The sequence below is a fragment of the Snodgrassella sp. W6238H11 genome, assembly GCF_016100525.1.
GTDB lineage: Bacteria > Pseudomonadota > Gammaproteobacteria > Burkholderiales > Neisseriaceae > Snodgrassella > Snodgrassella alvi.
Window position 1 is genome coordinate 1 of record NZ_JACFSH010000008.1, and the last position, 13705, is coordinate 13705.

13 protein-coding genes are annotated in these 13705 nt (G+C 41.1%); 5 read left to right on the forward strand and 8 right to left on the reverse strand.

Annotation, left to right across the window (positions count from 1 at the left end):
- Positions 1–539: 539 nt before the first annotated feature.
- Positions 540–1265, forward strand: coding sequence for a 16S rRNA (uracil(1498)-N(3))-methyltransferase (locus H3V00_RS10385; RefSeq protein ID WP_198208017.1), 726 nt, complete (start codon positions 540–542; stop codon positions 1263–1265).
- Between the two features lie 65 nt (positions 1266–1330).
- Here the strand turns inward: H3V00_RS10385 and ppk2 are convergent, their stop codons facing one another.
- Positions 1331–2224: a polyphosphate kinase 2 gene (gene ppk2 / locus H3V00_RS10390; protein WP_025329815.1), complete on the reverse strand. Its 894-nt coding sequence runs from the start codon at positions 2222–2224 to the stop codon at positions 1331–1333.
- Between the two features lie 139 nt (positions 2225–2363).
- The gene (locus H3V00_RS10395) at positions 2364–3557 is read right to left on the reverse strand and encodes an MFS transporter (protein WP_078474377.1); all 1194 of its coding nucleotides are present in this window, start codon (positions 3555–3557) and stop codon (positions 2364–2366) included.
- A 393-nt stretch (positions 3558–3950) separates the two neighbouring features.
- Here H3V00_RS10395 and H3V00_RS10400 point away from each other — a divergent pair, with 393 nt between their 5' ends.
- The 3 genes from H3V00_RS10400 to H3V00_RS10410 are packed head-to-tail and all read left to right on the forward strand — an operon-like array spanning position 3951 to position 7391.
- Entirely contained in the window at positions 3951–5366 is a 1416-nt protein-coding gene (locus H3V00_RS10400) for an aspartate aminotransferase family protein (protein WP_025329813.1), read from the forward strand.
- A 53-nt stretch (positions 5367–5419) separates the two neighbouring features.
- A complete protein-coding gene (locus H3V00_RS10405) occupies positions 5420–6508 on the forward strand; it encodes a GNAT family N-acetyltransferase (RefSeq protein ID WP_198207987.1) in 1089 nt (362 codons plus the stop codon).
- Positions 6501–7391 carry an arginase family protein gene (locus H3V00_RS10410; RefSeq protein WP_198207989.1) on the forward strand — a complete coding sequence of 297 codons (891 nt, stop codon included), beginning with the start codon at positions 6501–6503 and terminating at the stop codon, positions 7389–7391. The genes H3V00_RS10405 and H3V00_RS10410 overlap by 8 nt, the downstream gene beginning before the upstream one ends.
- Here H3V00_RS10410 and H3V00_RS10415 read toward each other — a convergent pair.
- From H3V00_RS10415 to H3V00_RS10440, 6 genes are all read right to left on the reverse strand, one after another.
- Positions 7373–8560 (reverse strand): DegT/DnrJ/EryC1/StrS family aminotransferase, encoded by a 1188-nt coding sequence (locus H3V00_RS10415; protein WP_198207991.1) that lies wholly within the window; start codon positions 8558–8560, stop codon positions 7373–7375. The two genes, H3V00_RS10410 and H3V00_RS10415, sit on opposite strands and share 19 nt — an antisense overlap.
- Before the next feature lie 30 nt (positions 8561–8590).
- Complete coding sequence (locus tag H3V00_RS10420) at positions 8591–9001, reverse strand: multidrug efflux SMR transporter (protein ID WP_037392847.1); 411 nt, start codon at positions 8999–9001, stop codon at positions 8591–8593.
- The gene (locus H3V00_RS10425; protein ID WP_025329808.1) at positions 9001–9357 is read right to left on the reverse strand and encodes an EamA family transporter; all 357 of its coding nucleotides are present in this window, start codon (positions 9355–9357) and stop codon (positions 9001–9003) included. Before H3V00_RS10425 ends, H3V00_RS10420 begins: the two co-directional genes overlap by 1 nt.
- 34 nt (positions 9358–9391) lie before the next feature.
- Entirely contained in the window at positions 9392–10213 is an 822-nt protein-coding gene (locus tag H3V00_RS10430; RefSeq protein ID WP_198207993.1) for a carboxylesterase, read from the reverse strand.
- Between the two features lie 24 nt (positions 10214–10237).
- Positions 10238–10984 (reverse strand): MtnX-like HAD-IB family phosphatase, encoded by a 747-nt coding sequence (locus tag H3V00_RS10435; RefSeq protein WP_198207995.1) that lies wholly within the window; start codon positions 10982–10984, stop codon positions 10238–10240.
- Between the two features lie 805 nt (positions 10985–11789).
- Positions 11790–13007: a LysM peptidoglycan-binding domain-containing protein gene (locus tag H3V00_RS10440; protein WP_198207997.1), complete on the reverse strand. Its 1218-nt coding sequence runs from the start codon at positions 13005–13007 to the stop codon at positions 11790–11792.
- A 161-nt stretch (positions 13008–13168) separates the two neighbouring features.
- Here H3V00_RS10440 and def point away from each other — a divergent pair, with 161 nt between their 5' ends.
- Complete coding sequence (gene def / locus H3V00_RS10445) at positions 13169–13672, forward strand: peptide deformylase (RefSeq protein WP_025329805.1); 504 nt, start codon at positions 13169–13171, stop codon at positions 13670–13672.
- Positions 13673–13705 lie beyond the last annotated feature (33 nt).

Consider the following 13705-nt stretch of genomic DNA (forward strand, 5'->3'; position numbering starts at 1 on the left):
GTGTGAGGCCGCTTGGCACTCACACTTATCGGTAATCTGTTCTGTTAAAGAGCGTTGCTTTCGACTGCGTTCTACTTTAAACTGTTCGTTTGTTTCGTGTCGCGTCATCAGCGAAGAAGGCGAACTATACGCCTCCACAAATCCCCTGTCAACTCCTGCCTGCATTTATTTTTGACTTTCTTCTCATTCAACTGTTTTTCCTGAGTTTATTTTTGGTGCCTTTGACTCAGTTTGATTACTTTTCAAACTTTCATGACTTGCTTTGTCTGTGTGTTTATTAAACGAGCTGTGTATTCATATTCGTTAGTTCTAAGAATTAATACTCTTTAGATTGCGAAAAGGTATCATTGTTTATAATTTGTATTGCTGATATAAGAATTAATGTTTGTAGATTTATTTAAATGTATGGCTTATAGATTAGGTATTTTTATACTCATTTTTGTATTTCTATAAACAATTAGAATAGTCATTTAATTTTTTAAATGTTAATCCGGCTATTTTTATTCTCTGGATTATTGATTGATTTTTTTACTACTATTATGCCCCGTTTTTATTTACCGCCCAGTGTTTTAGTTTCAGATGCATTCTCTTTACCTGATACGGCTGCTCGCCATGTACAGGTGTTACGCTACCAGCCAGGTGAGGTAATTGAGCTTTTTGATGGGCTTGGAAAGGTCTATCAGGCTGAAATTACGTCAATGGGTAAGAAAAATGTGGATGTACTGATTCGTGAAAGTACAGATATTAATTTAGAGTCACCATTAAATATTACGTTGATGCAATCCATATCAAGTAGTGATCGTATGGATTTAACTATTCAAAAAGCTGTGGAGCTGGGCGTAACTATGATTCAGCCAGTACTGACGGAACGCAGTAGCCAGCGCTTAAGTGGCGAACGGGCAATGAAAAAACTTGAGCGCTGGCTGGATATTGCTATTGGTGCCTGTGAACAATGCGGCAGAACGGTAGTACCTCAAATTCAACCGATAACGGTATTGTCAGATGCATTGTGTGCTCTGGGTGTGGATGATTTAAAACTGCTGATGAGTTTAAACCAGCCCCGAGCATTAAATCAGTTTACACAGCCACAGGCAGTAGTATTGCTGGTTGGTCCTGAAGGCGGATTAAGCCAGGCTGAAGAAGAGCTGGCAATTAATCATGGCTTTAATGCAATCAGCACAGGACCCAGAGTATTACGGACAGAAACAGCATCTTTGGCAGCTATTGCGGCAATGCAGTTGCTATGGGGAGACTTTCGCGGGTAAATTGGAAAAATCCGGAACTGATAATAAAACCAGCCAGTTTAGTCTGCTATCTGGCTGGTTCTGTATTAATATTCTTCTGGTATATAACGATAAGGATAATTAGGTTCCTGATAATCACCCTTATCCTGACGTTTTGGTAATTCGACCTTTTTCCGTGGTGTCTTTTTATACGGAATTTCACTCAATATATGTTTAATGATATTCAGACGCGCTTTCTTTTTATCATTAGAATCAACCACGTACCACGGTGCCCATGAGGTATCAGTTGCCATGATCATTTCATCACGAGCCCGGGAGTAGTCATACCAGCGGCTGTAGGATTTGATATCCATGGGAGAAAGCTTCCAGATTTTACGTGGGTCGTTAATTCGACCAAGCATGCGTCTATGCTGTTCTTCCATACTCACTTCAAGCCAGTATTTAAGCAAGATGATACCGGAATTAACTATAGCTTTTTCCATAAATGGAATAACTTCGAGAAATTCTTTACTTTCTTCTTCGGTACAGAATCCCATCACGCGTTCTACACCAGCACGGTTATACCAGCTACGGTCGAAAATAACGACTTCTCCAGCCGCAGGTAAATGAGGAATATAGCGCTGCATGTACATTTGTGACTTTTGGCGTTCACTTGGTGCCGGCAAGGCAATAGTTTGAAAAATACGAGGACTAACTCTCTCTGTGACAGCTTTAATTGCACCACCCTTACCTGCTCCGTCGCGACCTTCAAAAATAATACATACTTTTTGTCCGGAGGCTTTTACCCATTCTTGCAGGGCAACCATTTCACCCTGAAGTTTTTCCAGCTCTTTGTAGTATTTCTTTTGAGATAATTTTTTATGTTTGGTATTTTTATCTTGATTATGTTTGGTACTTTTATTCGGACAAGTGTTATTCTGGCTTTCTCCCTGCTCAGTATCAGGTATTTTGGTTTCAGATTGCTGCTGGTTTGCAGTCATAATACTTCCCCTATCTGTTGTTATTAATAATTAAAGTAAATTTAATATTAACAGATTATTAATGTTAACAGTTATTTGCAACATCAGTTACATGTTTTTACAATATTATTTACTGTTCTGTATACATGAATAAACTTAGTTATTGCAGATTTGCGGCAGCAGTGCGCTGTTCATCTTTTACTGTAAACCACCATACGATTAAACCGATGATAGCAAGAGCGACGCCAACCCATGCTGTACTTGTCCATCCCCAGCCGGCGGCAATGGTTAAGCCGCCTAAATAGGGTCCTAAGGCATTGGCAGCATTAAAAGCACTATGGTTGAGTGCTGCAGCCAGTGTCTGAGCTTCTTTAGCTACATCCATCAAACGAATTTGTAATAATGTACCTACAGCACCGCTCATACCGATTAGTACAACCTGAATACATATCCAGTAAGGATGATGCACTGCAAAAGGATATAAGGCCAGCATAGCAGCAGACCAGGCCAGTAAGCATGCTAATCCACCCATCACATGGCGACCGGCCAGGCGTGGCACGATAATATTGCCAAGAGTCATGCCTACACCGTAAAGACACATCACCAGTGGTACGCTTTTAGGTGACATACCGGTAATATCTTCAAGTGTTGAAGCCATGTAAGCATATATGCCAAACATGCCGCCAAAACCAATGGCTCCTATAGCCAGTGTCAACCATATTTGCCGGTTGGTCAGTGCACTAAGTTCACGCAGCGCATTGCTACCGCCTCCTTGCATACAATTTGCCGGTAAAAAAAGAGCTACCAGTATCACTGTTAAAGCAGCCAGTATGGCAACGATAAGAAAAACAACCCGCCAGCCTACTGCTTGAGCCAGCCAGCTACTCAAAGGTACGCCGATGGTGGTAGCAATGGTTAAACCGATCATCATTAATCCTACAGCCTGAGTTCTCTTATCCGGAGGCACCATAGCTGCGGCAACCAGTGCACCAACACCAAAATAGGCTCCATGCGGCAAGCCACTTAAAAAGCGAAATAACATCATACTGCGGTAATCTGGAGCCAGCATCGTGCCGAGATGTGTCAGAGAGAAAAATGCCATAAGCACCAGTAACAGGCTGCGTCTGCTAAAGCGTGCACCAAATATGGCAATAACCGGAGCGCCTATGACAACACCCAGTGCGTAAATGCTGATTAGATGTCCTGCTACGGGTTCGCTTATATTTAAACCACTGGCGATATAGGGCAAAACACTCATGGTGGCAAATTCTGTAGTGCCGATTGCAAAACCGCCAACAGCAAGAGCAAATAAAAGCCAGCGGGGATGAGGAATGCGATTAGGTTCTGTGTTCATAGTTGTGTGATTAGGCTGGTCAATAGTAGCCAGTAAAATTGTGTGTTTATTGTGATTTAAGTCTAACTGATTGAGAAATATTAGTAAAAATTGATTTTAGTTTTTTTTGCATAAGTATATTGCGGATAATTAAATATTGTTTAGTTTTGTGAATATAAAATTTTATTTGGTTAGGGTGCAATCTATATATTGTCAGTGAATTGCTAAGCCAATATGTTTTACACATTTTCTTTTTTTAAATTAAGTGCAAAGATAATTGAATATTGAGCAGATAATGGTTTTATCAGGTTATTAGCCTTTGTTTCTTACGGTTTTGATGCTTTAGCAGGATATAATAGTATTAATTATGTACTTTTTATTAAGATGTTTTATTTTAAATGAATGGAATAAATGATGAGTAAGCCTAGTGCTCAAATACTTGTAAATCGTCCTGATGATGCACAGTTACTGGCAGATGAAGCAAAGTACTGTTCGTTTGGTGATACGGTACATTATGTGAATCCGCCAAAAATCTTTGATGGCTGCGAAGGCAGCTATATGTACGATAAAAATGGTACACCTTATCTGGACTTACAGATGTGGTATTCGGCCTGTAATTTTGGCTATGCAAATGAACGGCTGAATGCTGTGCTGAAGCAGCAGGTTGATACATTACCGCAATGTGCCAGCCAGTATTTGCATCCTACTAAAATTGAGCTGGCTAAAACCATTGCTCTGGATATGAAACGTAAATTTGGTCACGATGGTCGTGTGCATTTCAATGTCGGCGGTTCTCAGTGTATTGAAGATTCATTGAAAATTATCCGTAATGCATCTGAAGGCCGTTCATTAATGTTTGCCTTTGAAGGTGGCTACCATGGACGTACTTTAGGTGCATCTTCCATTACCTCCAGCTTTCGTTATCGCCGGCGTTATGGCCATTTTGGTGATCGCGCTATGTTTATTCCGTTTCCTTATCCCTTCCGCCGTCCTAAAGGAATGACGGCAGAAGAATATGGTGAACATTTGGTGGCAGATTTTGCCCGCCTGTTTGAAACAGAATACCATGGTGTGTGGGATCCGAAAGCCGGACAAGCTGAATATGCAGCCTTCTATGTGGAACCACTGCAAGGAACAGGCGGATATATTGTACCGCCACGCAACTACTTTAAAGGACTGAAAAAAGTTCTGGATCAATATGGTATTTTGCTGGTTGTTGATGAAATTCAGATGGGTTTTTATCGCACCGGTAAATTATGGTCAATTGAACACTTTGATGTAAAACCAGATATGCTGGTATTCGCTAAGGCACTGACCAATGGCATGAATCCGCTTGGTGGTCTGTGGGCGCGGGAAGAACTGATTAATCCTCAGGTATTTCCGGCTGGTTCTACTCATTCTACTTTTGCCTCAAATCCATTAGGAACAGCGGTAGGTCTGGAAGTATTTAAGATGATGGCCGAAACTGACTATGAAAAAATGGTTATGGAAAGCGGAGCGTATTTCCTTGAGGGCTTAAAAACACTGGAACAGCGCCATAAGGAAATAGGTGAAGTAGACGGTCTGGGGCTGGCTTTACGTGCCGAAATCTGCACAGAAGACGGATTTACTCCAAATAAAGCTCTGGTAGACAAAATGGTGGATATTGGTATGTCCGGTGATCTGGACTGGCAGGGCCAGAAAATGGGGCTGGTACTGGATATTGGCGGCTATTACAAAAATGTCATTACTTTCGCGCCTTCATTACATATTACTAAACAGGAAATTGATCAGGGTATTGAATTGCTGGATCAATTGATTACACGTGCTAAAAAAGAGTTAACAGCTTAGGGCTGGTAATGGCAGCCGGCTGATATTCAGGCTGGCTGCCGTATTAGTAAATTATGAATTATCTGACTCAACTGGAACCGAATGAACTGGTCGACACTTTTCTGACCAGTCCGCCTCAGGATTTTACAGCATGGCAATTAACTAGCGGGGTACCGGCATTTGCTGCACGGTTTGATTTACTGACTACCGCAGAAGCTGATTTCCAGCAAAAAATTCGCCATTGGCCGTTATTTAACTGGTGGCAGCAGTTTCTGAAACCTGAAACTTGTTTTATTGGTACTACTGTATCGGAATATGCGCTGTTTACTCAACAACAATCTGTGCAGCAGTTTGCTACAGAAATTAAACAGCATTATGGCAAAAAATATCCGCTGCTGATTGTGAAAGATATTCCTCAGCAATCACCATTACTGAATCATCAGGCAAATGAATATGCTGCATCGCTGATAAAGATATTGCAACAAGAAGGATTTATTGCAGTAGAAGGTCAGGCATTAGCCTGGGTACCGATAGATTTTAATGATATCGATGAATATTTAGGCCGTCTGTCTTATCAGCGGCGTAAAAACTTCCGGCGTAAATTAAAAACGCAATCGCTGGTAGAAATTGGTTGTATACACAGTGGTGATGCCTATTTTCAGAATAAGGCCGTTTTAGATGAGTACTATCGGTTATATTTGAATGTTTATAATCAAAGTGAAATCCATTTTGATTTATTAACCAAAGATTTTTTTGTGCGCCTGTTACAGGACAGCAGCAATCAGGCCAGGATTTTTACCTACCATTATCAGCAAGAACTAATTGGTTACAATATCTGTTTTGTTCTGAACGGTATGCTGGTAGATAAGTATATCGGTTTTGTTTATCCTCAGGCACGGGAACTGAATTTGTATTATCTGAGCTGGTTTTACAATCTGAATTATGCCAAAGAGCATGGACTTAAAGTTTATGTCGCCGGCTGGACGGATCCGCAAGTTAAAGCATCTTTAGGTGCACAATTTACTTTTACCAAACATATGGTGTATGTCCGCAATCCTGTTTTAAGAAAGCTACTGGCAAAAATCAGTACTCGTTTCGAACAGGATAAAATCTGGCAGGAAAATAGCAATCAGCCTACTCAGGATAGTAAAAAACATGAATAAAACGGTAATTCTGGATTTTGACCACAGTACAGGATCTATACCAGATGCAGTAAGAATTGAACTTGGTCAATGGCAGGAAGTTATTCGTTTTGGTTGCTCTCAGACCAGTTTTAAGAAATTACAGGCTGAACTGAATCAGCAATTACCCGAACATTATGGTACGGTATTAACCGGCAGTGGCGACTATCATCATGTTTCACTATTGTTGATTAAGCGTTTACAGCAATTTTTCAGTGCCTCCAATCCGATACAAGTCATTATTTTTGATAATCATCCGGATAATATGCGTTATCTGTTCGGAATTCACTGTGGTTCGTGGGTCAGTTACGTGGCGCAATTGCCTTTTGTCAGCCATGTACATGTATTAGGTATTACTTCAAATGATATAGGGGTGGCACACAGCTGGGAAAACCGGCTGGCGCCATTATTTCAGGGTAAATTAACTTACTGGTGTATGGATGTACAGGTTGGCTGGGCAAGAACAATTGGTCTGAAACAGGCTTTTCGGGCATTCTCCTCACCAGAAGAACTGGTAAGCGCTTTTATCCGGACACAGCAACAAACTAATGAACCTGTATATATCTCGATAGACAAAGATGTTCTGGGTAAAGACGTAGTACAAACCAACTGGGATCAGGGGCGCATGCAACTGGAACATTTATTAACTGTGATTAACGCTATGAATCAGCGGATTATTGGCAGCGATATTACTGGTGAAGTATCTCAGTGGGAATATACCAGCCCGCTAAAACGCTTACTGAGTGCAATGGACAAACAGGAACCCATTCCGGCTACTACACTGACTGCATGGCAAGAAAAACATCATGCTGTTAATCAGCAATTGCTTGCCGCTCTGGCTCAGAATCAGCGCACAGCATCCTGAATAACTTCACATATCCGGGAAAATTGAGCATCAGTAAGCCACAGGCTGTTGGTAATAGTTAACATACGTGCAGCAAAATCTTCAGCATTCGGCATGGATGAAGCTGGTACAATCGGCTGCAAATAATCATATTGAGACAGTGGGTGAATAAATAACCGCGTTACCCCCAGCGGACTAGTCCATAGCTGTTTTAATACAGCATCGCGATGTTGGCCTGTAGGCAATAACACCATTAGAAAAGGCCATACACCCCGACCATGCTGATCGACGATCACCTCTATTCCGGAAATACTCTGCAATTGTTCAATACGCTGGTAGGCCTGCTTTTGCAACATATCTAGAAATGCCGGTAAACGCAGGCAAGCATTAGCAGCTACATGCTGACGCCAGCGACTAACCCGATGCATTGGAATATCAAAATCAAAATCATCTCCAACGGCTGCAATCCATTGCTGCCGGCGCAATGCCTTTCTCCTGCCTTGCCCATAAACAAAATGTAAACCAGCAGGATTATACAAAGCAGTGTATCCAAATAATTCGAGAGTTCTCAGCAACTCCCATTTGCACCGGCGTGGCAATAATTTTTCGGACATAGCTTGTAAATTACTGCGTAATTGCATATCACTGGCGGTTAACAAACCGCCTTCATACATAGTTAGCCCTTTACCGGCTGCCAGACTGAACAGCACAATATCACCATGCTGCCCTACTTCTGCACCCAATGCCTGCGCTGCATCCTCTATCACACTAATCTGATAGGACTGAGCCAGTTGTTTAACGGTACTGACATCTGTCACCCGGCCGCCCAAGTGTGTAGGTATCACTGCCAATACCTGCTCATTTAACAGAGTACTTAACTGAGCGATATCCATATCGATACTACTGGGTTTTAAATCACATAACTGTAACTTTAAACCACAATGATGAACGGCCAGCGCAACCAGCGGGCAGGTATATGCCGGTACAATTACGGTTTTACGCTGTGGCTGTTGCTGTGCAAGTGTGGTTAACGCAATAATCAGTGCTGCTGTACCTGAACAGGTAAGCTGTAAGGGCGGCAGATGCAATTGTTCGCTGACTCTGCTCGTAAGTGACTGACCAGCCGGCCGCCAGTCAGACCACTTTAGCGGTAATCCGGCAGTAGGCGGGTTCTCATAGTAGTATGACATAAATAATACTAATCTTCTGAACCGGAAAAGTTAACACGGCTCATCATCTTTACTGTGCTCTTCCGTTTCCATGATCTCTTTTTCAGCCAGTGCTAAAAAGATAATACCAGCCACAATAAATATCGCGCCGAGGATGCGAATATTTGTAATGTGCTCATGAAACAGAAAAGCTGAAACCAGCATTACCGTAACTACTTCCAGATGCGATGCAGCAAATGCCGGACCAACCGGTGCTTTTTTCAACAACATCATCCAGGTAAAAAAAGCACCAATATAGCCGGCAATGGCAATATATACCCACGGCTGAGTAAATACACGGGAAATCCAGTCCCAATCCGCAGCAAGTGGCTGCGCATGAATAGCAGTTAATTTAAAACTGCTCTGCCCCAATGTATCAAACAATAATAAGAGCGCAAAACCAACTATATAAAATTTACGCATTATGACGCTCCTACCAGTACTACTCCGATGGTAATACAAAACATACCGGCCAACCGGAAACGGGTAAGCTTTTCCTGAAACAAAATCCGTCCTACCAGCATCAGTACGATAATGTTAATTGAACCAAGCAAAATACCCTGTGACAATGGTACCTGACTTAAAAATGCCAGCCAAAGCAAAAATTCAGCGACATAGGAACCAATCCCAATCCACAACCAGTAATTACTGAACAGATCAACCCAGTAATACCAGCCATTGCGGTTATCTGGCGCAATGGCTGCATATTTAAATGCTATTTGCCCGAGCGTATCAAAACAGATATTGGCAAACCATAAAATGAATACAAGCATCGTCATATAATATTTCCTTTGCTACGAGATAGATATTCACTTACGCTGTTTGCGCTATATGCTCGAAAAAGGCAACTGATTCATTGATTACTTCGCGCCGCTGCCGATCAATGGTAATCAGGTGATAGCTGTCATCCAGAACGATAAATTTTGTTATTCCGCTGACATATTTTTCTACCAGACGCGCATTAGTTTTAATATTAGCAATATCATCATGACCGGAATGCATAATCAGACAGGGAGCTGTAACCTGTGGCAACTGTCGCCGCACTATTTTGGCCAGTGCCTGCATTTCTGCCAGTGCCGGAAACGGATTACCGGCCAGACCGGCACTGGCACTATCGCCACTGAACATGCTGGCAGCAACAGTTGCACGAATACGTTCATCTTTCAGCCCATACGGTGGTTTCTCTATAAATGAGGTTTTCTGAAATAAATGAAATTTTTTAAAAAACGGTAATAGCACAAAAGATTGTTTTGCCCAGAATGGAATAGACCAGCCATCATAGCTGAATGTTACACCATAGACACCCACACCCTTTACAAGCTCAGGCTGATCGGCCGCCAGTTTCAATGCCAGCAGCGCACCCATCGATAATCCTGCTACAAACAGACAATCGACTTTTTGTTTTAGAAATTGCGCAGCCTCCTGCACACTGGCATACCAATCATGCCAGGTAGTCTGACATAAATCAGCTTCATCACCGCAATGGCCGGCCAACTGCATGGCATAGACAGTAAAACCTGCCTGATGCAGCCCTTTGGCCAGAATACGCATTTCATTGGGTGTACCGGTAAGACCATGTACCAGCAGAACACCATTGCGATTACCGGGTAAAAAATAGGAAGAGTCTTGAATCATAATTATAAATCAGGTATTAATGCCTTATGCTGGAATTAGGCAGCTATTCTCGGTCGGAGCTTTAAGCAACTCAGGCAAAATGGCAGTAACATCGCCAAAATTCTTGATTGGATAATATGCAATCCGCTGTTGCTGACAAAAATCAATTAATTTATCTTTGGCAAATACCATATCTACTTTATCTGCCACACAAAAATCCGATGTACCATCACCAACATAAAAAATCTTTTGAAAACCAGTCAGTTTCCGGCGGTGCTGACATTTACAATTACCACTGGCTTTAAGGCAATGATCATTGGCATAAGGAAAATCCAGTGCCCAGCCTTGCTGTTGATTATGCAATAAACGATTGGCAAAAACCGGTAAAAAGTTCAGATTATACCGCTTAAGGATGGACTGAATGGCATAGTCCAGTCCATCACTGACAATATGTACATTTAAATTTCTGCTTTGTGCAAAGCTGATAAACTCACTAAAAGCAGGATCAATTTTAATTTGTGCCAGCACACTGTCCAACTCAGCCTTACTGGCCTGCATATTAGCAATCTGCTGATGCATGCATTCCCGCGAACCAATAATACCTTCCTGCCACTGCTGCTCAAATAAGGCACATTTCTCATTACCAAAATGATTCAGTAAGGTATCAGTAACATCTTTTTCACTGATGGTTCCGTCAAAGTCACACAATACTGTATACTGACTCAAATCGTTAGCATAAAAAAGTGACTGATGATTTTGCGGGCTTTCCGCAACGGGGAAGAAACAACTCATATTGTTCCATATAAAAAATTACAAATGAAAACAGGCTGGCATTGTAACAAGGAAAATGAAAGATAATGCAAGATGCTTGAATATCTTAGTGTGTAAAGGCTAAACGTAAATAATTTCACTAAATTTTAGCCAATTACCCTAACATGATAATTGGCTAAATATGGCTGATAGATCGGAGATTAAGGGTACTAAATATATATACTATCAATAGAATAATACCCGTTCACTTTGAACACTAATTCCAGTTTAATATAAAATAAACGAAAATACATGTCAGAAATGTATCTTATACTTTGCTGAAACTCAGATTACCTGTCTGCTATACCAAGCCGCCAAATCTGTCCACAACAGAACTATCTATACAGATAGCTGATATGTCTAGATATTTTAACCGAATAATTGATCTATTTTAAAACATTTCTACCAGAAATTAAACTGACTGGATTTAAGTATACTTAATGCAATATCAATATTAGAAAGAAGTCAGCTAATAATTGTTATTTTTTCACAATAATTTAAATTATATAGATAATTTATTTAAATCAAATGGCATAAAATAATCAGAACGGATTCTCAGCAAAAGCTATTCAGAAACAAACAATTGTTTATCCTATATTTATTATTCTGATAAATATAGGATAATAAGCATAACTGCTATTTTTAGCAGCAGAGAATTTTGATATCTATGCTTATAGAGAGCAATAGATAAAACTATATAAAATAAAAGTGCGGATATATCCGCACTTTTATTCGATTCATTTCATCAGCAATACATTTTTTACCAATATATTATTCGCTGTTTCAATTAGTGAATTTCTTTGAATGAATTGATTAGGTAAGTTGAGTCCTGTGTAACATCATCCAGATCATGACCCGGGTTCATTACTAAATCTCCTATCTGCACAGCTTGAGATGCATTAATAATAAGAGCTGAAGACAAATTATCACTTACCCGATAAATCAGTGCCAGGCCAACTTCCTCTGCCGGAATACTCAGATATTTAACCACACTGCGTGATTTCTTAGGCTCATTAGATAAATCAGCCTTAAGCTGGCGACTTTTTTTATACAGGCTAACTACGGTACCTTTATCAACTCCGTCATTAGTACCTAAATTCAAAGTAATTGTCTGATAAGGACCTGCTTCCTGAATACCGTCCATTACAGAAACAATTTTACCTTTAATCTGAGTAGTGGGCCCATGAGGCATCATCTGGAACGGATCATGCTCATCTGTAATTTTTAACAGATAATCACCCTTATTAATTTCTGACGCTGAATTGGTAATAACCAGTGGCTGAGCTGTACGCGTAGGAACCTTAATCAGTGGTGTCTTACGGGTATAATACTCATCTTCAGGTAAGCTGGCTGCATCCTTTGGACTGCGTTCAGCCAGAGCAGTGTTCTGTCCGGCCAGCGTTGCTGCTTCACCACTAAAGCGTACCAGCTGTCCCAGATATTTATGGGTATCTGGATCAGTAATATTCTGTTCTATACGGTAAATCAGATAGCGACCAGGCTCTAACTGACGATCCGCATAGATACGGTCACCTGTAGAATAAATAACCCGGTTATCCGGTCCGGCAATCAGACGTGGTGCCTCTCTGGTTTGTTCTTTACTAATTACTTGCGGGTGCTGCATAAACATACGGAAAAAATCGACATCTATGGTACTGATGCCATAACCAGAAGACAGATTACGTATTTGTGGCTGCAGTTTAATGGTTGGAATACCTCCGCTGTTATCAAAACCCAGACGCGGCTGCCCGTTAACATAGCGCAGACTTAAAACCTGTCCCGGATAAATTTTTTGCGGATTCCGAATCTGATCCCGGTTAGAACCCCACAGTTGCGGCCATTGCCAGGGGCTGTAAAGATACTTACCGGATATGCTCCACAAAGTATCACCACTTTTCACTACATATTGTGCCGGTGCATCCGGACGTAATTTTAATTTGGCCATTACCGGTGCAGATATTGCCATACTTAGTGCACACAGCAGAGTTATAATATGTTTATGCATGTAAGGTATCCTTAGGGAGTTTGCTATTTTAAATGATTGTGATATGACATAGTATGGATATTAGTATCAGTTTACCTGAATCCATATCAACAATCTTTAAAAAATCCATATTGCCATCATGTACTCAGGTCAGATTGATTGAACAAGGAATTAAACACATAATGGCTCTCTTAAACATTTTACAATATCCTGATGAGCGTTTACATACTGTTGCGCAACCTGTTACAAAATTTGATGACAGAATTCGCACGCTGGTACAGGATATGGCGGAAACTATGTATCAGGCACGCGGTATCGGACTGGCGGCAACTCAGGTTGATGTGCATGAACGTGTAGTAGTAATGGATCTGTCTGAAGAACGTAATCAGCTGCGTGTATTTATTAATCCGGTTATTACTTACAGAGAAGGTGATACCGAGTACGAAGAAGGCTGTTTATCTGTTCCCGGTATTTACGAGATGGTGCACCGCTCTGAGCGCATTACCGTTGAAGCCTATGATGAACATGGTGAAAAATTTACACTGGAAGCAGACGGATTACTAGCCATCTGTATTCAGCATGAACTGGATCACCTTGCCGGCAAGGTATTTGTAGAATATCTGTCGCCACTGAAACAGAACCGTATCAAAACTAAGCTTAAAAAACGCGCACGCGAAAGAATGTAACAAAACCTGTTGTCGGAATTTTTTATTGGCATA

Coding starts and splice junctions, on each gene's coding strand:
- H3V00_RS10430 (WP_198207993.1), bottom strand. CDS start 10,213: ATGATTCAAGACTCTTCCTATTTTTTACCCGGTAATCGCAATGGTGTT.
- H3V00_RS10395 (WP_078474377.1), bottom strand. CDS start 3,557: ATGAACACAGAACCTAATCGCATTCCTCATCCCCGCTGGCTTTTATTT.
- H3V00_RS10425 (WP_025329808.1), bottom strand. CDS start 9,357: ATGACGATGCTTGTATTCATTTTATGGTTTGCCAATATCTGTTTTGAT.
- H3V00_RS10415 (WP_198207991.1), bottom strand. CDS start 8,560: ATGTCATACTACTATGAGAACCCGCCTACTGCCGGATTACCGCTAAAG.
- H3V00_RS10440 (WP_198207997.1), bottom strand. CDS start 13,007: ATGCATAAACATATTATAACTCTGCTGTGTGCACTAAGTATGGCAATA.
- H3V00_RS10400 (WP_025329813.1), top strand. CDS start 3,951: ATGAGTAAGCCTAGTGCTCAAATACTTGTAAATCGTCCTGATGATGCA.
- def (WP_025329805.1), top strand. CDS start 13,169: ATGGCTCTCTTAAACATTTTACAATATCCTGATGAGCGTTTACATACT.
- H3V00_RS10410 (WP_198207989.1), top strand. CDS start 6,501: ATGAATAAAACGGTAATTCTGGATTTTGACCACAGTACAGGATCTATA.
- ppk2 (WP_025329815.1), bottom strand. CDS start 2,224: ATGACTGCAAACCAGCAGCAATCTGAAACCAAAATACCTGATACTGAG.
- H3V00_RS10385 (WP_198208017.1), top strand. CDS start 540: ATGCCCCGTTTTTATTTACCGCCCAGTGTTTTAGTTTCAGATGCATTC.
- H3V00_RS10405 (WP_198207987.1), top strand. CDS start 5,420: ATGAATTATCTGACTCAACTGGAACCGAATGAACTGGTCGACACTTTT.
- H3V00_RS10420 (WP_037392847.1), bottom strand. CDS start 9,001: ATGCGTAAATTTTATATAGTTGGTTTTGCGCTCTTATTATTGTTTGAT.
- H3V00_RS10435 (WP_198207995.1), bottom strand. CDS start 10,984: ATGAGTTGTTTCTTCCCCGTTGCGGAAAGCCCGCAAAATCATCAGTCA.